Genomic DNA, 18,170 nt, shown 5'->3' on the forward strand with positions numbered 1-18,170 from the left:
AGGACGCCGGCGCCGAGGTCTTCGACTACGGCAACTCGATCCGCGACGAGGCCCGTAAAGGCGGCTACGACCGCGCCTTCGAGTTCCCCGGCTTCGTGCCGGCGTACATCCGGCCGCTGTTCTGCGAGGGCAAGGGGCCGTTCCGCTGGGCCGCGCTGAGCGGTGACCCGGCGGACATCGCGGCGACCGACCGGGCGATCCTCGAGCTCTTCCCCGACAACGAGCGCCTCCGGAAGTGGATCACCATGGCGGGGGAGCGGGTGCAGTTCCAGGGGCTGCCGGCCCGGATCTGCTGGCTGGGCTACGGCGAGCGCCACCTCGCCGGGCTCAGGTTCAACGAGATGGTCGCCTCGGGGGAGCTCACGGCGCCGATCGTGATCGGCCGCGACCACCTCGACTGCGGCTCGGTCGCCTCGCCCTACCGGGAGACCGAGTCGATGCTCGACGGCTCTGACGCGATCGCCGACTGGCCGCTGCTCAACGCCCTGGTCAACACCGCCTCCGGGGCGACCTGGGTCTCGATCCACCACGGCGGTGGCGTCGGCATCGGGCGCTCGATCCACGCCGGCCAGGTCTGCGTCGCCGACGGCACGGACCTGGCGGCGCAGAAGATCGAGCGGGTGCTGACCAACGACCCCGGCATGGGAGTGATCCGGCACGTCGACGCGGGCTACGACCGGGCGGCCGAGGTGGCCGACGAACGCGGCGTGCGGGTGCCGATGCGCGAGGACGCGCGCCCCCGATGAGTCCGAGCCGGTGGCGCGGTCCTCACCAGCATGACTGACGAGCAGACGCCTGCCGAGGAGTGGCGCGAGATCGGGGCCGGCTTCACCGCCCGGGTCGACGCGGTGGACGACGACGGGTGGGGCGCCCCGGCCCCGGTGGCGGGCTGGACCGCCCGGGACGTGGTGCGGCACCTCGTCGAGTGGTTCCCCGCCTTCCTCGAGTCGGGGTCGGGGATCCGGCTCGAGGTGCCGACGTCGGTCGACGACGACCCCGCGGCGGCGTGGCACGAGCTCGAGCGCGGGGTACGCGCACTGCTCGACGACCCGGGGACGCAGGCCGTGGTGATGGACAACCCGCACATCGGTGAGGTCCCGGTGGACCGGGCGGTCTCGCAGTTCTTCACCGCCGACGTCTTCATGCACACCTGGGACCTGGCCCGCGCGACCGGCCAGGACGACCGGCTCGACCCCGACCGCTGCGCGGCCCTGCTCGCCGGGATGGAGCCGGCCGAGGACGCGATGCGGGCCAGCGGCCACTACGGACCGCGGGTCGCCGTACCCACGGATGCCGACCCCCAGACCCGGCTGCTCGGGTTCATCGGCCGCGACCCCGGCTGGCGTGCCACAGTGAGACGGTGACGTCGCAACCGGCCCGCGCTCGGGTGACCCTGACCGACATCAGCTCCCGGGCCTGGGAGCACCCGGCCGACCGCGGTGCGCTGGTGGCGATGCGCAAGCTCCGGGGCTTCGACACCGTGCTCAAGGCGATCTCCGGCCTGATCAACGAGCGGAAGGCGCGCCTGGACTTCCTCGGCTCGGGGATCCGGGTCGACGAGCGGCAGTTCGCGGGGGTGCACCGGCTGCTCGCCGAGGTGGGCCGGGTGCTCGATGCCCCCGAGCTGCCGGAGGTCTTCGTCGTCAACGACCCGTTCACCCACGCGATGACCGTCGGGATGGACAAGCCGGTCATCGTGCTCCACTCCTCCCTCCTCGACCTGCTCGACGAGGAGGAGATGCGGTTCCTCCTCGCGCACGAGCTCGGGCACGCACTGAGCGGGCACGCGGTCTACCGCACCCTGCTGCTCCGGCTCATGGACCTCACCGGCGTCTGGAGCTCGATCCCCGGCGGAGCCATCGGGCTGCGGGTCATCATCGCCGCGCTCTACGAGTGGTCCCGCAAGTCCGAGCTGTCCGCCGACCGGGCGGGCCTGCTCGCGACCCAGGACCCGGCGACAGCGTTCCGGGTCCACATGAAGCTGGCCAGCGGCTCGGGCGACCTCAGCGAGCTCGACCAGACGTCGTTCTTCGCGCAAGGCCAGGAGTACCTGGGCTCCACCGACCTGCGCGACTCCGTGCTCAAGCTGACCCTGGTCGAGCGCGCCACCCATCCCTACGCCGTCGTCCGTGCCGCCGAGCTGCGCAACTGGGTCGACTCCGGGGAGTACACCCAGGTCCTGTCCGGGACCTACCCCCGCCGCGCCGAGGACGCCAACGCCAAGGTCAGCGAGGCCGCCAAGCAGGCCGCGGCGGAGTACACCGAGTCGTTCAAGAAGACCCAGGACGCCTTGGGCACGCTCGTGCACGACGTGGCCGGCTTCCTCGGCAGCGCCAAGCTGTGGCTCGACGACCAGATCCGGCGCACCCGGAGCGAGTAGGCACCCGCGTCGGTCAGGACAGCGGCGGCTCCGCGACCTCGACCTCGGTGACGCGGCCGGCGCGGACCGGACGCAGGCAGCCCTGCTTGAGCCCTACCTTGGACAGACCGTTGAGGTCGCCGAGGTTGTAGAGGCCCTTGTAGTAGCCGTCCGGGTAGCGGTAGTAGCCGCGGCCGTTCATGATCTCCTGCGGCGCCGCCGGCACGTGGCCGAGCCCCACCGCGTGACCGATCTCGTGGAGGATCAGCTCGCCGATGGTGGCGCGGGTGTTGTCGAAGTAGCCGTGCGCGAAGCCGTTGTGCCAGTAGTCGGTGCTCAGCGTCACGCCCGCCTCGGTCGTCATCCACACCCGCTGGCCCTTGCTGTTGCGGGCGGGGTGCAACCAGCGCGGGCCGCCGAACCCGGCGGCGGCTCGCTTGTCGAAGTCGGGGACCTCGGCATGGGTCGCGAACGCGATGACCAGGTCGGTGCCGCGCGGGTAGTGCCGGCGCTTGGCCATGGTGTAGGGGATGAGCCTGGACTTGCCGACGTACTTGAACTTCAGCCCGGTCGCCCAGGACAGCTGGGTCATCCCGGCCTTGATCAGCGGCCGGGCCTCGGGGCCCACGTCCTCGCTGTTGATCCGGTAGGTGATCTTCTGGCACGGGTTGAACCGGTAGTTCTTCCGCACGGACGTGCCGTGGATGAAGGCGAAGTCCTTGCGGTTGCCGACCGGAGCGTACGGCGGCAGGACCCTCGCCTTCGTGGACCGGACGAACGGCCGCCGCGCGGGGGCGAGGACCCGCACCCGGTGCTTGCCGTACCAGTCCAGCCGGCCGGCCACCCGGAACTTGCCCTTGCGGTTGGTCCTGGTCGTGTCGATGGTCTGCCAGCTGCGCTCGACCTTCACCTGCAGCGCGACCTTGCGCTTGCCTCCGGGCAGCTTGCCGTGGGCCCGGATCCTGCCTCCGGGGTTGATGACCGTGCTGTCCCACGCGACGAAGGACCGGCGCTCGGCGTCGCGCTCCCCGGCGGGGTTCGCGGCGAGGGCCGTCGGGCCGGCGAGGGTCGACAGCAGCGTCGCGATGACGGCCAGGGTGGTGGCCAGGGCGAGGGATCGTGCGGGACGGCGTAGGTGATGGTGGGGAGTCACGCGGCCACCCTGCCCCAGGCGTCGCCGCCCGAAACCGTCGGTGCGGGCGGCAGGCTCAGCCCAGCGCCTGGATGGCGTCGTGGATGCTGAGCGTCCGCCGGGCCGACTCGACGTGCAGGGCCTCGACCATCCGGCCGTTGTAGGTGACCACCCCTGAACCCTGGCCGTCCTCGAACGCCGCGATCAGCCCGCGCGCCTCGTCGACCGCCTGCGAGGACGGCGCGAACGCGGCGTTCGCGCCGTCGACCTGGCCGGGATGGATCAGCGTCTTGCCGTCGAAGCCCATCTGCCGACCCTGCTCGCACTCGGCGAGGAAGCCGTCGGCGTTCTTCACGTCGTTGTAGACGCCGTCCAGGACCGCGATGCCGGCGGCGCGCCCCGCCAGGAGGATCTGGTGGAGGCTGGGCAGGATCGGCGCGCGGCCGGGCACGTGCTCGGCGTACAGCTCCTTGACCAGGTCGTTGGTGCCGATCACGAACGCGGTGAGCCGCTCGGAGGCGCGGGCGACGCTCAGCGCGTCGAGGACCGCGACCGGGGTCTCGATCATCGCCCAGAGCGTGGTGTGGTCGGGGGCGCCGCCCTTCTCCAGCGCGTCGACGAGCCGGCCGACCTCCTCGGCGCTGTCGACCTTCGGCACGACCACCGCGTCGGGCCCGGCCTGGGCCGCGGCACGCAGGTCGGCGTCGTGCCACTCCGTGCCGATCGCGTTGACCCGGATGGTCAGCGTGCGCCGGCCGTACTCACCGCTCGCGGCGGCGGCGCAGGCGGCCTCGCGGGCCGCGGCCTTGGCGTCCGGGGCGACGGCGTCCTCGAGGTCGAGGATCAGGCCGTCGCAGGCGATCGACTTGGCCTTCTCGAGCGCCCGCTCGTTGGAGCTGGGCATGTAGAGGACGCTGCGTAGGGGCGTGAAGTCGGTGCTCATGCGTCGACCTCGCTGCTGGCGATCTCGTCGTACTGCTTCTTGAGCTCGGGGTCGATCGCGGCCAGCTGCTCGGCGAGCTCGACCATCACCAGGCACTGCTTGAGCGAGGCGTCGTCCTCCATCTTGCCGTCGAGCATCACCGCGCCCGTGCCGTCGCCCATCGCCGCCACCACCCGCCGGGCGTGCGCCACGTCCTCGACGCTGGGGCTGAACACCTTGTTGGCGATCGCGACCTGCTTCGGGTGCAGGCTCCACGTGCCCACGCAGCCCAGGAGGAACGCGTTGCGGAACTGGTCCTCGCACGCCACCACGTCGGCGATGTCCCCGAACGGCCCGTAGTAGGGGTAGATGCCGTGCATCGCGCAGGCGTCGACCATCCGCGCGATCGTGTAGTGCCAGAGGTCCTGCTGGTACGTCGCCCGGCTGGCGTCGATCTGCGCGACGCCGAGACTGTCGGTCGGCGGGTCCTGCCGCACCAGGTAGCCGGGGTGGCCGCCGCCGACCCTCGTGGTCTTCATCCGGCGGTCCGCGGCCAGGTCGGCCGGGCCGAGGGAGAGGCCCTGCATGCGCGGGCTGGCCCCGCAGATCTCCTCGACGTTGGCCACGCCGCGCGCGGTCTCGAGGATCGCGTGGACGAGGATCGGCCGGTCGAGGCCCGCCTTCGCCTCGAGCTGGGCGAGCAGCCGGTCGACGTAGTGGATGTCCTCGGCGCCCTGCACCTTCGGCACCATGACCACGTCGAGCCTGTCGCCGATCGCCGGCACCAGCGTGGTCAGGTCGTCGAGCACCCAGGGGCTGTCCAGGGAGTTGATCCGGGTCCAGAGCTGGGTCTTCGCGTCCGGGCCGCCGAGGCCGTCGGTGCCCTGGGCGATCGTGACCAGGCCCTCGCGCGCGGCGACCTTGTTGTCGGCCTTGATCGCGTCCTCGAGGTTGCCGAGCAGGACGTCAACGGTGCCGACCATGTCGGGCACCTTGGCCGCCATCTTGGCGTTGCTCGGGTCGAAGAAGTGGATCGCCCGGCTCGGTCTCGCCGGGATCTCCCGGAGCGGCTCGGGGGCGCCGACCGCGAGCGGCCGGAAGAAGTCCTTGGCTGGGCGTGACATGGGCCTGAGGTAACCAGATGAACCCGGCCGGGCGGTATGACGGATGTCTCGTGGACCCGACGGGGTGCGGCCGCGTCCGGCGCGCGCCCGGGGGTTTCATCTAGGGATGTCGGCCGGACCGCACTTCCCTGCCCGAGCTCGGCGTGGGAAGTGCAGGGTCGCCGACATACCTAGATGAACCTGCGCCAGCGCCGTCGTCGGGTCTTGGCAGCCGGCTGGGCGGCGGCGGCCAGGCGAGCCTTCCGGATCCGCTCCGCACGGCGCTCGCGCCAGGCGGCGACGGTCGCCTCCACGTCGCGGGGCATGGTGATGAGCGGCGGGCCCTCGGGCATCCGGTAGCGCGCGGCGACGACGCGCTTGTTGAAGTCCTCGAGCTCTCGGCGTACGTCGTCCTCGCGGGCGAGCTTGTCGAGGCGGGCGTCGAGGTCGGCGTCCTCCTTGCGCAGCTGGACGCTCGGCGGGAGGACCGCGATCTTCTCGCGCTCGACGAGCTTCTTGATCCACCAGTCCGGGTCGTGGTGCTCGCCGAGGTCCTTGATCGGCTTGCCGGCGCCGGGCAGGTCGTCGAACTCGCCGCGTTCCATCGCCTGCCGGACCTGGAGGTCGACCCAGGTCTGCTGCTGCTCGATCCGCGCTCGCGCCGCAGCCCGCTCGGCCTCCCGGCTGAGAGGCTTCTCGTCGGTGGGCTCCTCGCTCACACCACCACGATAGACAGCGCGGCAACCGCCCTCAGAACGCGTCGAGCGGGTCCAGCTCGGCGGGGGCCGTCTCGCGGGGCATCAGGAGCAGCGCGCCGGCGGCCAGCAGGGCGGCGACGGCGCAGATCGTCCACACCGTCAGGTAGCCGGACAGCGGCGCCTGCCCTTCGTCCGGTCCGTCGATCGTGCCGGTGGCGGTCAGGGCGATCGCGAAGACGGCCGAGGCGATCGCACCACCCACGGTCTTGGTGGCGTTGGTCATGCCGGTGGCGAAGCCGGTGCGGTCCGGCGGCGCGGCCGCGGCGGCGGCCGCAGGCAGCGCGGCGACCAGCGCACCGGAGCCGAGACCGACGACCGCCATGTTGATCAGCGCCTGGGTCGTCGAGTCGTGGAACGGCAGCCAGAGCGCGTAGCCGAGCGCCACCAGGAGCGACGAGAACACCAGCGCGCCGCGCGGCCCCAGCCGCCGTGCGGTGAGCGGCAGGGTGAACGCCCCGATGGCCAGGAACACGACGTAGACGCCGATCAGGTTGGACACGAACGCCGCGTCCGCCCCGAGCCCGTAGCCGGCCTCGGACGGCTCGGTGCGGGCGAACGTCGAGAGCGGGATCTGCGCGCCGAGCACGGACATGCCGAACAGGAAGGCGGTCAGCTGGACCGGCCACTGCGCGCGGGTCGCGAGCAGCCGGACGTCGATCATCGGCGCCGGATGGCCCTGCTCGTAGCGGACGAACGGGACCAGGACGCCGATCCCGAGCAGGATCAGCAGCCACGGGAGCACGCTGTCCGGGCCCTGCACCCGGATCGCGACCAGGCCGCCCATGACGAGCCCGACGGCGACGGTGATGAGCGCCAGGCCTCCCCAGTCGTAGCCGCCGGTCGCCTCGCCCGGTGCGTCCTCGACGCCGAACCAGATCACGAAGAAGACGGCCGTGACGACGATCGCCGGCAAGGCCAGCAGCGTGCCCATCGAAGTGGCCTCGACCAGGGCACCCGAGGTCAGCGCGCCGATGATCACCGACAGCTCCAGGGCACCCACCAGGATGGCGGCCGCGCGCCGGGTGAGCAGGCCCTGCCGGCCCGAGTCCCTCGTCCGGCGGTGGATGATCGCCACCTCGAGCGGCAGCCACACGACGTACGCGCCCTGCACCGCCCAGCCGATGAGGAACGTCGTGAACCCGGGCGAGACGACCAGGACCCACGAGCCCAGGGCGGTGACCGCGGTCGACACCAGCAGCACCTTCTTGTGGCCGACCAGGTCACCGAGCCGGCACAGCGGTGGCACGACCAGGGCGGACACGATCAGCTGGGCGGCCTCGAACCAGTTCACGTCGGCGTCGGCGATGTCGAGGTGGTCGGCGATGTCGCTGAAGATCGGGGTGTAGTAGCCCTGGAGCACGCCGCTGGCGACCTCGACGCACACCAGGAAGCCGACGATCGCGGCCAGGCCGTGGACCGGCCGGACCGGCGGGGCGGCGGGGCCGCTCACTGGGGTGGTCACTCGGGGATCCTCTCGATCAGGCGCTGGTACCAGCGGACGCCCTCGACGAAGGCGTCGACCCCGAGATGCTCGTCGTAGGAGTGGATGGCCTGGCGCTGTGCCTTGGTCATCCGGAACGGCGCGAACCGGTAGACCCGGTCGCAGACCGTGGTGAAGGTGCGGGCGTCGGTCGCGGCCATCATCACGTACGGCGCCGCGACCGCGTCGGGGAAGACCTCGGTGATCGTCTCCTCGAGCAGCCGGAAGCCTGCGTCGGCATTGGTCATCGGCGAGACCGGACAGGCCTCGTTGGCCTCGACCACGTCGATGCGGACGTGCTTGTCGTCGATCGCGGTGCGCACGTGCTCCAGCACCGACTCGACGGTGTCGCCGACCATGACCCGGATGTTGACCCCCGCGGTCGCCTTCTGCGCGATGACGTTGAGCGCCGGCGAGCCCTGGAGCGTGGTGACCGCGAACGTGGTCCTTGTCATCGCCGCGGTCTCGGGGCCGGCCAGCACCAGCGCGCGGGGGAGGACGGGTCCCAGCCGGGCGGCGTTCGCCATCAGGGGCCGCATCGGCAGGGGTGCGTGCGGGGCGAGCCTCCGGAACAGCTCGAGCGTCGGCTCCGGGACGTGGGCCGGCATCGGGGCGTCGTCGAGCCGGGTGATCGCCCGGGCCAGCCGGGCGGTCGGGCCGAGCCGGGTCGGGGTCGACGCGTGGCCGCCGCGGCCCTCGACGGTGAGCTCGAGCGACGTGACCCCCTTCTCGGTCACGCCGATGACCCCGACCGGCGTGCTCACACCCGGGAAGGCGCCGTGCGCGACCGCGCCGCCCTCGTCGACGACGATCCACGGGCGCACGCCCCGGCTGCGGAGCTCCTCGACGGCCATCGGCGCGGCCTGGCCGAAGACCTCCTCGTCACAGCCGAACGACAGCCAGACGTCCTGGGCGGGCTGGTGCCCCCGCTCCAGCAGCCGCTCGACGGCCTCGCAGACGGCGACCAGGGCGCCCTTGTCGTCCAGCGTGCCGCGGCCCCAGATCTCGCCGTCGACGATGTCGCCGCTGAAGGCGCCGTGCTGCCAGTCGCCCTCGACCGGGACGACGTCCAGGTGCGCCATCAGCACCACCGGCTTCTCGGCCTTCCGGCCGCGCCAGCGGAACAGCAGTCCCTGCGTGGTGGCGGGCGTGCGGATCGGGGTCAGCTCGAGGTGCTCGTGCAGGAGCGGGAACTGGGCCCGCAGCTCCTCGACGAAGCCGGCGAACGCGTCCGTGTCGATCCGGTCGGGGTCGCGGTCGGAGACGGTCGGGATCCGGACCAGCGTCTGCAGCTTGCCGACCGCGCGATCCATGGCCGGAGGCTACTCGGACCAGCGCCCCCGGTGGACGACCTCGTCGACCGGCTTGCGGGCGCGGGTGCTCGGCGAGCCCTTCGCCCCGGCGGTGCCGGCCGGGTGACCGATGGTGATGGCGCCGATCGGGGCGAACCTCTCCGGGACGCCGAACGCCTCCTTGACCGCGTCCAGGCGGTCGGGCGGGATGCCGAAGAAGCACGCGCCCAGGCCCTCGTCCACCGCGGTCTGCAGGATCAGCAGGCTGGCCATGCCGGTGTCGATGTCCCAGTAGGGGACCGGCCAGCGGGTCTCGTCGCGGTCCGCCCAGCCCTTGTCGTCCTCGGCGTAGCGGTCGAGGTACGCCGCCTTGCTCGAGCACGGGATGACCACGACGGGTGCCCTGCTCATGCCCCGGAGCCAGCGGTCGGGCTCGGCCGCCGGGTCGGTGGTGGCGGCCCAGAACCGGCGTACGTCGTCCGGCTGGTCGAGCACCAGGAAGCCCCACCCCTGGCTGAACCCCGCGCTCGGCGCCCGGGTCGCGTTGGCGACCGCCCGGCCCACCGCGGCCGGGTCCACCGGCTCGTCGGAGTAGCTCCGCACCATCCGGCGGCGACGTACGACCTCCTGGAACTCCATGATGGTCAGTATGGGTTTCGCCGTGCCGGACGACTTCGAGCGGATGTGGGCCGACCTCGCGCCGGTCGGGAGGTCGGCGTCCTCCGGCGGATACTTCCGCCAGCCGTTCGCCTCCGCCGAGCGGGAGCTGGCCGCCTGGTTCGCCGAGCAGTGCGCCGCCCGGGACCTGGCGGTGGAGTCCGATGCGTTCGGGAACGTCGTGGCCTGGTGGCGACCCGAAGGCTCTGCATCGCCAGGCGTCCTGACCGGCTCGCACCTGGACTCGGTCCTCGACGGCGGCGCGTACGACGGCCCGCTGGGGGTCGTCTCGGCGCTGGCGGCGGTCGACGAGCTCAGGTCCCGGGGGTTCGTGCCGGGCCGGCCGGTCGGCGTCGGGGTGTTCGTCGAGGAGGAGGGGTCGCGGTTCGGGTTGGCGTGCCTGGGCTCGCGCCTGGCGACGGGCGCGATCTCCTGGGACCAGGCGCGCGAGCTGCGGGACCGGGACGGTGTGGCGCTCGGCGACGTCGCGGAGGGCGGGGGTCCGGGGCTGCTGGACGACGTCGGCGTCTTCGTCGAGCTGCACGTCGAGCAGGGCCGGGACCTGGTCGACCGCGCCGCCGCCGTCGGGGTGGCCAGCGGGATCTGGCCGCACGGGCGCTACCGGTTCGACATCGCGGGCGAGGCCAACCACGCCGGCTCCACCCGGATGGAGGACCGGCGCGACCCGATGCTGACCTACGCGATGACCGCGCTCGCGGCCAACAAGCAGGCGCGGGTGCTGGGGGAGCGGGCGACGTTCGGGCGGGTCGAGGTCGAGCCCAACGGCACCAACGCGGTGCCGTCGCGGGTGACCGCCTGGCTGGACGCGCGCGCCTCGACCGAGGAGGGGCTGGCCGAGCTGGTCGAGACCGTCTCGCGGCAGGCCGCCGAGCGGGCGGAGCGGGACGGCACGGCGGTCGAGGTCACCGCCGAGTCGGTCTCGGATGCGGTGCTGTTCGACCCGGACCTGGCCGCCCGGCTCGCCGCCGACCACGCCGGCGGTGACTGGCCGGTCCTCCCCACCGCGGCCGGCCACGACGCCGGCGTCCTGTCCGCGGCGGGCATCCCGACCGCGATGCTGTTCGTCCGCAACCCGACCGGCGTCAGCCACTCGCCGGCCGAGCACGCGGAGGTGCCGGACTGCCTGGCCGGCGTCCACGCCCTGGCCGAGACGCTCGAACGGCTGGCTCGGTGAGCGAGCCCGCGACGGCGTACCTCCTCGAGCGCGCCTGGGTCGACGGTGCGGTCCACGACGACGTGCTGGTCGGGATCGAGGACGGCCGGTTCACCCGGGTCGAGGTCGGTGGTCCGGCCGAGGGGGTGGAGCGGCTGCCCGGCCTCACCCTCCCCGGACTGGCGAACGACCACAGCCACGCGTTCCACCGGGCGCTGCGGGGGCGGACCCAGCGGGACAAGGGGACGTTCTGGACCTGGCGGGAGCAGATGTACGCCGTGGCGGAGGGCCTCGACCCGGACCGCTACGTCACGCTGGCCCGGGCGGTGTTCCGGGAGATGCTGGCGGCCGGCTACACGAGCGTGAGCGAGTTCCACTACCTGCACCACCAGCCGGACGGGACGCCGTACGCCGCGCCTAGGGCGATGGGCAACGCGCTCGTGCTCGCCGCGGAGGAGGCCGGGATCCGGTTGACGCTGCTGGACACCTGCTACCTGAGCAGCGGGTTCGGGGCGCCGCCCGAGGGCGTCCAGGTGCGCTACAGCGACGGCACCGCCCAGCGCTGGGCCGAGCGCGCCGGAGCCGGGCCGGCGGCGATCCACTCGGTCCGGGCCGTGCCCCGCGACCAGCTCCAGGTCTTCCGCGGCCGCGACCCGCTGCACGTCCACCTGTCCGAGCAGCCGCGCGAGAACGACGAGTGCCTGGCGGCCTATGGCGTCACCCCGACCCGGCTGCTGCACGACGAGGGCCTCCTCGGGCCGGGCACGACGGTCGTGCACGCCACCCACCTCACCGACGACGACGTCGAGCTGCTCGGCGCGACCCGCACCAACGTCTGCGTCACCCCCACCACCGAGCGCGACCTCGCCGACGGCATCGGCCCGGCGCGCCGGCTGCACGAAGCCGGCTGCCGGGTCACCATCGGCAGTGACAGCCACGCCGTGGTCGACCCGTTCGAGGAGCTGCGCGCGCTCGAGATGGACGAGCGGCTGGCCACCCGGGAGCGCGGCCACTGGACCGCGGCCGAGCTCCTGGACGTCGGCACCCGCGGACGGGCGATCGCGGTGGGCGCACCGGCGGACCTGGTCACGATCGACACCAGGAGCCCGCGCACCGCCGGCACCGGCGGCGACGAGAACACCGCCGTCTTCGCGGCGACGTCCGCCGACGTCGTCCGGGTCGTCTGCGACGGTGGGGTCGTGTTCAGCAAGGGCGACGAGGACGGGATCGGCCGCGAGCTCGACGCGGCGATCGCGGGGCTCTGGTCGTGAGCAGCCTCCTCGTCACGAACGTCGGCGAGCTCGTCACCAACGACCCGGAACGGGACGGCCTCCTCGGGGTGCTCGTGAACGCCGCGCTGGTCGTCGAGGGCGGCACGCTCGCCTGGGTGGGCCCGGCGGCCGACGCGCCGGCCGCCGACGAGCACGTCGACGCCGCCGGCCGGGCCGTGCTCCCCGGGTTCGTGGACAGCCACAGCCACCTGGTGTTCGCCGGCGACCGGGCGCCGGAGTTCGCGGCCCGGATGGCCGGGACGCCGTACGCCGCCGGCGGGATCCGCACCACCGTGGCCGCCACCAGGCAGGCGACCGACGAGCAGCTGACCGCGCACGTCGCCCGGCACGTCGCCGAGATGCGCCGCCAGGGCACCACGACCGTCGAGATCAAGAGCGGCTACGGCCTCACGGTCCTCGACGAGGCCCGCAGCCTCGCCGTCGCGCGGCAGTTCACCGAGGAGACGACCTTCCTCGGCGCGCACGTCGTGCCGGCGGAGTACGCCGGCGACCCGGCCGGCTACGTGAGCCTCGTGACCGGCCCGATGCTCGAGGCCGCCGCCCCGCACGCCCGCTGGGTCGACGTGTTCTGCGAGACCGGAGCGTTCGACGCGGACCAGGCCCGGGCCGTCCTCGCCGCAGGGGAGGCGCAGGGACTGAGAGGCCGGTTGCACGCCAACCAGCTCGGGCCCGGTCCGGGCGTCCGGCTGGCCGCCGAGCTGGGGCTCACGGCGGTCGACCACTGCACCTACCTGGAGGACGCCGACGTCGACGCGCTCCGCGACTCCGGCACCGTCGCGACCCTGCTGCCGGGGGTCGAGTTCTCGACCCGGCAGCCCTACCCCGACGCGCGGGGCCTGCTCGACGCCGGCGTCCGGGTCGCCCTCGCCACCGACTGCAACCCCGGCTCCAGCTACACCAGCTCGGTCCCGCTCTGCATCGCTCTCGCGGTCCGGGAGATGGGGATGACGCCCGCCGAGGCCGTCCACGCCGCGACCGCGGTCGGCGCCCAGGCGCTCGACCGGGACGACGTCGGCGTGCTGGCGCCGGGCAAGCGTGCCGACTTCCTGATGCTGGACGCGCCGAGCCACGTCCACCTGGCCTATCGTCCTGGTGTCCCGCTCGTCGTTGGTGCGTGGCTTGCTGGGCGTGCTGCAGTCGCGATCTGACGACAGAGCCTAGTCTTTCGGCAGTGGATGAGCCGTTCATGCTCGGCAGCTGAGTTCGCGAGGAGAGGATGTCTCTGGTGGCTGAAGTGCTCACGCGTTCAGCGAGCCATGAAGCGCGTCTCGCTAGGATCGCCGAGGCCATAAAGCGGGTGGACGCAAGCGCGGATGGAGCGCTACTTCACAAGCTGGCGTCGGAATCCCTTGGTTTGTGGTGGGATGTGATCAGCGAGGGATCTAGAGCGCCAGCACCCGCCGAAACAATCACGGAGCCGACGAACGACGTCGTAGCCTTCGCAGATCTTTTGGACCTCTCGGTCGTAGACGCGAGTATTCTGAACTTCGGCAGAATTGACTTGGATGCGCGCGGCGCGCAGGAGCACGTGTGGAAGTGGCTCGGCACCCTGAGTGAGTTGATCTGGCGTGCCTCCCGGGACCGGTATGCGCCCGGCGAACCTCTGATTTTTCTCGACGGCGGCGAGGGCGTCGATCCTGCGCCATACGTCTCCGGTTGGAACGCGCGCATCGGCATCCTTCGGGAAGGTCTGAGGTGCCTGGTCGTGGTTCGGGAGTTGGAGGAGGCTGCTGAGGCGGCGTCTCAGGCTGCTAAGGACGCCCAAGTCGACGTGCAGACGACGACCACTCGACTCGCGGAGTTGCGCGACGAGCTTGTGAAGGCGCGAACGGAGCGTGCCCAGCATGAGCTATCGGATCACTTCAAGAGGTTGAGTTGGCGCGAACGTTGTGCGAGTTGGCTCTTTAGGGTGCTGACTTTCACGGCGCTTGCCGGCGCTGTTTATGCAGGGGCCGAGGTTCCAGCCGGAATCGATCTCGAATCGGGACTTGGGCATCTGGCGATAATCTTGGCGCTGGGAGGCGGTGCCGCGTACGCGTCGCGTTTGGCCTCAACGCATCGGTCAATGGCCGACTGGGCGAAGAGCATTCAAGTGCAACTCAATACCTTCCAGGACTTCCTGACCACGGTCACGGACGACCCCGCAAAGGCACGCATTTACGAGGAGTTCGCGCGACGGGTGCTGGGAGCTCCGCCGTCCCTACTCGGAGGTAGTGACACCGGCGCTGGGTTGTCGAACGCGCAGGTCTTGGATTTGGCCGCATTGATCACAGGCAAGAAGCCGTGACGGGGTCGTCCCGATCTAAGGCATTCCGGGACCACCTCAGCCAGAACTAAGGCACCTGCCCGATGTGCGGGCCTACCTCAGAGCGCGAACCTCGTCTCACCACCGAGACCCGGTGGGACATCTGAGGGAGGCACCACCATGTACAGCCCCGACATGATCGCCGCGGAGATCGAGTACCGCAGCAACCGGGCCAAGGACGGCATCATCGGGACGGCGCGCGCCAGCCGTCGCGGCAAGCTGGTCCGCCGCCCGCGCGTCCGCCGCCCGGCGGACACCGTCACCGACGCCCGCTGAGGCCGGCCTTGACGGCGGCCCCGGCTGTCGCTGAGCAGGTCGCGGCGGACCCGGCGACGGAAATGACAGCAGACGAGACAACAGAACAAGGGATCATGGCCGACGTGGCACAGCCCAGTCGGACCCTGGTCGGCCCCTTGGTGGGCAGGGACGCCGAGCTGACGGAGATCGCTTCGTTGCTCGGCGTCCGGTCGTTGCCGGCCGGCCCGGGCACCGCGGAGCGCGAGCTCGAGCGCCACCACGTCGTCCTCTCCGGCGATGCCGGTGTCGGCAAGACCCGGCTGCTGATGGAGCTGCGCGACCTCGCGGTCGCCGCCGAGTGGCGGGTCGTCGCCGGCCACTGCCTCGACTTCGGCGACAGCGCGCTGCCCTACCTCCCGTTCTCCGAGGTGCTGGGCCGCCTCGAGTCCGAGCTGCCCGAGCTCGTGGCCAAGGTGGCCTACGAGCACCCGGCGCTGAGCCGCCTCCGGCCCGGCCGCCGGGTGATGGGCGCCGACAGCCAGCGTGCCGAGACCGGTGAGTCCGAGGGCAGCGTCGACCGCGCCGACCTCTTCACCGCCGTCCACTCGCTGCTCGAGACCGTGGCGGAGACCGCGCCCCTCCTCGTGGTCGTCGAGGACTGCCACTGGGCCGACCAGTCGACCCGTGACCTGCTCAGCTTCCTCTTCTCCCGGCCGTTCGACGGGCCGGTCGCCGTGGTCGCCTCCTACCGTTCCGACGACCTGCACCGCCGGCACCCGCTCCGCCGCCAGGTCGCCGAGTGGACCCGGCTGCGCGGCGTGGAGCGGCTGCAGCTCAGCCCGCTGCCCGACGACGACGTCCGCGCGCTGGTCGCCCTGCTGGCGCCGGCCGGCCTCACCGACCACGAGCTCGACGCGATCGTCGGCCGCGCCGAGGGGAACGCCTTCTTCGTCGAGGAGCTCGTCGGGGCCGCGGGCCTGTCGGACCTGCCGATGGACCTGGCCGACCTCCTCCTGGTCCGGCTCGACCGCCTCGACGACCACGCCCGGCAGGCGGTGCGGGTCGCCAGCGTCGCCGGCCGCAAGGTCGCCCACGACCTGCTCGCCGCGACCTCGGGCCTGGACGCGCGCGAGCTCGAGGAGGCGCTCCGCAAGGCCGTCGAGATGAACGTCCTGGTCGCCGGCGACGGCCGCTACTCCTTCCGGCACGCGCTGCTCGGCGAGGCGGTCTACGACGACCTGCTGCCCGGCGAGCGGGTGCGGCTGCACGCCGAGTACGCCGCCGCGCTGGCCGAGGGCAGGGCCCCCGGGACCGCGGCCGAGCTGGCCCGGCACGCGCGGCTCGCCAACGACCTCGACGCCGCCCTGGCCGCCGCGATCCGGGCGGGCGACGAGGCCGCCGCCGTGGGCGGCCCGGACGAGGCGGCCCAGCACTACCAGCAGGCGCTCGAGCTGCTGGCCGACCCGGCCCGGCGGGAGCGCTTCGGCGGCGACGTCTCCAAGCTGGCGGTCGCGGCCGCGGTCGCCGTCACCAACTCCGGGCAGCCGCAGCGCGCCGCCAAGCTGCTCGCCGAGCAGCTCGCCCAGCTTCCGGACGACGCGCCCGTCGCCTGCCGGATCCGGATGCTCTCGGCCCGCGCGGACGCCCTCTTCGTCACCGAGCCCGACGAGGACCCGCTCGTGGTCTCCCAGCAGGCCGTCGACCTGCTGCCGGAGGATGCCGGCGGGCTGCGCGCCAAGGTGCTGTCCGTGCACGCCCGGATCCTCTCGGGCTACGGGAAGTACGACGAGGCGCAGTCGGTCGGCCTGGACGCGCTCGCGGTGGCCGAGCGGCTCGACCTGCACGAGCTCGCCTCCGACGTCATCACGACCCTGTCCGGGCTCAAGAAGGCCGGCCCCAAGGAGGGGCTGCGCAGCGCCTTGGCCGACGCGGTCGAGCGGGCGGTCGCGACCGGCGCCGTGCACGCCGAGATGCGGGCCCGCTTCTTCATGGGCCGCTCCTACCAGGACTGGGCCGAGTACGCCGACGCCGAGCGCTGGTTCCGCAGCGCCATGAGGACCGCGGTCGACGCCGGGATCCCGTGGGCGCCGTACGGGTTCGAGGGCCGCTGGCAGCTGTCCTGGGTCCTCTACGTCAACGGCGCCTGGGACGAGGTCCTCGAGCTCACCGACGTCACGGGCGAGCACGCGCCGCCGATCGCGGCCGCGCTCCTCGAGAGCGTGCGCCTGCTCGTGCTCGCCGGTCGCGGGGAGCCGGTCGCCGAGCGGGCCCGGGCACTGCGCCGCTTCTGGGAGAGCGAGGGCGGGGTCGCCATCCACTCGGTCGTCGCCGAGCTCAGCGAGGCCTCGCGCGCCGACGACCCGCACGCGGTCGTCGCCGTCTACCGCGACGTGGTCGGGGTCCTGGGCCGGATCTGGCACGAGTGGTTCAGCGCCCGGATCCGGCTCGCCGCCACGACGGCGGGCGCCATCGCGGACCGGATGCCGCGGCTCAGCGCGGCCGAGCGCGCGACGTACCTCGAGGAGGTGGAGCGGCTGCTCGAGGAGGGCCACACCGTGCTGCAGAAGTACGCCGACCCCTCCGGCCACTGGGGACCCGAGGGCCGGGCCTGGATGAAACGGCTCGACGCCGAGACCCTGCGCGCCCGCTGGCTCACCGGTGTCGACGCACCCCCGCAGGACGTGCTCGTCGACACCTGGCGCGACACCGAGCAGCTGTTCGCCGACTTCGGGCACGTCCACGAGCTCGCCGCGGTCCGGGTCACCCTGGCCGGCATCCTGCGGGCCACCGGCGACCCGGCCGGTGCCCGCGAGGTCGGGGACCTGGCCCGCGAGACCGCCCACCGGCTGGCCGCCGCGCCTCTCCTCGAGGCACTGAAGGCGCTGGGCTCGGCGCCGGCCCGGGCCGACGGCCCCTCCGACACGCTCACCGCCCGGGAGGCCGAGATCCTGGCGCTGGTCGCCGAGGGCCGCTCCAACGGAGAGATCGGCAAGCAGCTGTTCATCAGCGCCAAGACCGTGTCGGTGCACGTCTCCAACATCCTCGGCAAGCTCGGGGCCGCGGGCCGCACCGAAGCCGCCGCGATCGCCCGGCGACGGGGTTTGCTGGACTAGCCGGGGCCGCCTGCTGAGGGTGTGTGCGCGATGATCGCCATGGGTACCCGCGAGAAGACCCATCCGCGACCGCATCCAGCACCAGGAGGCACCATGACCACCACCCCCGAAGAGCCGCTGAGCGACGACGACATGACCACCACCCCGGCCGGTGACGCGGGGCTCGGTGGCGGCGACGCCGACGGGACCGACGGCGACACCACCGACGGTGACGCCACCGACTCCACCGACGGCGACTCGAGCGACGGCGACTCCAGCGACGGCGACTCCAGCGACGGCGGCGACGCCGACGGCACGGACGGTGACGCCACCGACACCACCGACGGCGACGCATCCTGACCGCTTC

The 18,170-nt window shown here is 72.6% G+C and carries 17 protein-coding genes; 10 read left to right on the forward strand and 7 right to left on the reverse strand.

All coding sequences use genetic code 11. The features are described from left to right. The 3 genes from hutU to JHD21_RS06890 all read left to right on the forward strand — a co-directional run. Window positions 1-746 (forward strand): urocanate hydratase (gene hutU, locus JHD21_RS06880; protein ID WP_292672748.1); only part of this gene is annotated, 746 nt, incomplete at its 5' end. A 30-nt stretch (window positions 747-776) separates the two neighbouring features. Further along, complete coding sequence (locus JHD21_RS06885) at window positions 777-1,364, forward strand: TIGR03086 family metal-binding protein (RefSeq protein WP_292672750.1); 588 nt, start codon at window positions 777-779, stop codon at window positions 1,362-1,364. Beyond that, on the forward strand, window positions 1,361-2,380 hold the full coding sequence (locus tag JHD21_RS06890; protein ID WP_292672751.1) for a M48 family metallopeptidase: 1,020 nt from the start codon (window positions 1,361-1,363) through the stop codon (window positions 2,378-2,380). Before JHD21_RS06885 ends, JHD21_RS06890 begins: the two co-directional genes overlap by 4 nt. A 13-nt stretch (window positions 2,381-2,393) precedes the next feature. On the opposite strand, the gene JHD21_RS06895 is transcribed toward JHD21_RS06890, so the two are convergent. The 7 genes from JHD21_RS06895 to JHD21_RS06925 all read right to left on the reverse strand — a co-directional run bounded on the left by JHD21_RS06895 (window position 2,394) and on the right by JHD21_RS06925 (window position 9,685). After that, window positions 2,394-3,512, reverse strand: a complete 1,119-nt coding sequence (locus JHD21_RS06895) for a hypothetical protein (protein WP_292672753.1) — start codon at window positions 3,510-3,512, stop codon at window positions 2,394-2,396. A 55-nt stretch (window positions 3,513-3,567) separates the two neighbouring features. Beyond that, entirely contained in the window at window positions 3,568-4,434 is an 867-nt protein-coding gene (locus JHD21_RS06900) for a CoA ester lyase (protein ID WP_292672755.1), read from the reverse strand. Next, window positions 4,431-5,537: a CoA ester lyase gene (locus tag JHD21_RS06905; protein WP_292672757.1), complete on the reverse strand. Its 1,107-nt coding sequence runs from the start codon at window positions 5,535-5,537 to the stop codon at window positions 4,431-4,433. The genes JHD21_RS06900 and JHD21_RS06905 overlap by 4 nt, the downstream gene beginning before the upstream one ends. A 170-nt stretch (window positions 5,538-5,707) precedes the next feature. Beyond that, window positions 5,708-6,235, reverse strand: a complete 528-nt coding sequence (locus JHD21_RS06910) for a DUF1992 domain-containing protein (RefSeq protein WP_292672759.1) — start codon at window positions 6,233-6,235, stop codon at window positions 5,708-5,710. Between the two features lie 31 nt (window positions 6,236-6,266). Next, a complete protein-coding gene (locus JHD21_RS06915) occupies window positions 6,267-7,736 on the reverse strand; it encodes an MFS transporter (RefSeq protein ID WP_292672761.1) in 1,470 nt (489 codons plus the stop codon). Continuing rightward, on the reverse strand, window positions 7,733-9,067 hold the full coding sequence (locus JHD21_RS06920) for a M20/M25/M40 family metallo-hydrolase (RefSeq protein WP_292672762.1): 1,335 nt from the start codon (window positions 9,065-9,067) through the stop codon (window positions 7,733-7,735). The genes JHD21_RS06915 and JHD21_RS06920 overlap by 4 nt, the downstream gene beginning before the upstream one ends. 9 nt (window positions 9,068-9,076) lie before the next feature. Continuing rightward, complete coding sequence (locus tag JHD21_RS06925) at window positions 9,077-9,685, reverse strand: nitroreductase family protein (RefSeq protein WP_292672763.1); 609 nt, start codon at window positions 9,683-9,685, stop codon at window positions 9,077-9,079. 10 nt (window positions 9,686-9,695) lie between these two features. Between JHD21_RS06925 and JHD21_RS06930 the strand changes: the two genes are divergently transcribed. The 7 genes from JHD21_RS06930 (at window position 9,696) to JHD21_RS06960 (ending at window position 18,163) form a co-directional block, all read left to right on the forward strand. Further along, window positions 9,696-10,898: an allantoate amidohydrolase gene (locus JHD21_RS06930; RefSeq protein WP_292672765.1), complete on the forward strand. Its 1,203-nt coding sequence runs from the start codon at window positions 9,696-9,698 to the stop codon at window positions 10,896-10,898. Beyond that, window positions 10,895-12,148 (forward strand): formimidoylglutamate deiminase, encoded by a 1,254-nt coding sequence (locus JHD21_RS06935; RefSeq protein WP_292672767.1) that lies wholly within the window; start codon window positions 10,895-10,897, stop codon window positions 12,146-12,148. The genes JHD21_RS06930 and JHD21_RS06935 overlap by 4 nt, the downstream gene beginning before the upstream one ends. Then, the gene (gene hutI / locus JHD21_RS06940) at window positions 12,145-13,317 is read left to right on the forward strand and encodes an imidazolonepropionase (protein WP_292672770.1); all 1,173 of its coding nucleotides are present in this window, start codon (window positions 12,145-12,147) and stop codon (window positions 13,315-13,317) included. Before JHD21_RS06935 ends, hutI begins: the two co-directional genes overlap by 4 nt. A gap of 77 nt (window positions 13,318-13,394) precedes the next feature. Next, a complete protein-coding gene (locus JHD21_RS06945) occupies window positions 13,395-14,456 on the forward strand; it encodes a hypothetical protein (protein ID WP_292672772.1) in 1,062 nt (353 codons plus the stop codon). Window positions 14,457-14,594: 138 nt separating this feature from the next. Next, the gene (locus JHD21_RS06950) at window positions 14,595-14,750 is read left to right on the forward strand and encodes a hypothetical protein (RefSeq protein WP_292672774.1); all 156 of its coding nucleotides are present in this window, start codon (window positions 14,595-14,597) and stop codon (window positions 14,748-14,750) included. 104 nt (window positions 14,751-14,854) lie between these two features. Then, window positions 14,855-17,824, forward strand: a complete 2,970-nt coding sequence (locus JHD21_RS06955; protein WP_292672776.1) for a helix-turn-helix transcriptional regulator — start codon at window positions 14,855-14,857, stop codon at window positions 17,822-17,824. A gap of 93 nt (window positions 17,825-17,917) precedes the next feature. Next, complete coding sequence (locus JHD21_RS06960) at window positions 17,918-18,163, forward strand: hypothetical protein (RefSeq protein WP_292672778.1); 246 nt, start codon at window positions 17,918-17,920, stop codon at window positions 18,161-18,163. Window positions 18,164-18,170 lie beyond the last annotated feature (7 nt).

It is taken from the genome of Nocardioides sp., assembly GCF_016462705.1.
In the GTDB taxonomy this organism is placed as follows: Bacteria; Actinomycetota; Actinomycetes; order Propionibacteriales; family Nocardioidaceae; genus Nocardioides.

Coding starts and splice junctions, on each gene's coding strand:
- JHD21_RS06885 (WP_292672750.1), top strand. CDS start 777: ATGACTGACGAGCAGACGCCTGCCGAGGAGTGGCGCGAGATCGGGGCC.
- JHD21_RS06900 (WP_292672755.1), bottom strand. CDS start 4,434: ATGAGCACCGACTTCACGCCCCTACGCAGCGTCCTCTACATGCCCAGC.
- JHD21_RS06905 (WP_292672757.1), bottom strand. CDS start 5,537: ATGTCACGCCCAGCCAAGGACTTCTTCCGGCCGCTCGCGGTCGGCGCC.
- JHD21_RS06920 (WP_292672762.1), bottom strand. CDS start 9,067: ATGGATCGCGCGGTCGGCAAGCTGCAGACGCTGGTCCGGATCCCGACC.
- JHD21_RS06925 (WP_292672763.1), bottom strand. CDS start 9,685: ATGGAGTTCCAGGAGGTCGTACGTCGCCGCCGGATGGTGCGGAGCTAC.
- JHD21_RS06930 (WP_292672765.1), top strand. CDS start 9,696: ATGGGTTTCGCCGTGCCGGACGACTTCGAGCGGATGTGGGCCGACCTC.
- JHD21_RS06950 (WP_292672774.1), top strand. CDS start 14,595: ATGTACAGCCCCGACATGATCGCCGCGGAGATCGAGTACCGCAGCAAC.
- JHD21_RS06960 (WP_292672778.1), top strand. CDS start 17,918: ATGACCACCACCCCCGAAGAGCCGCTGAGCGACGACGACATGACCACC.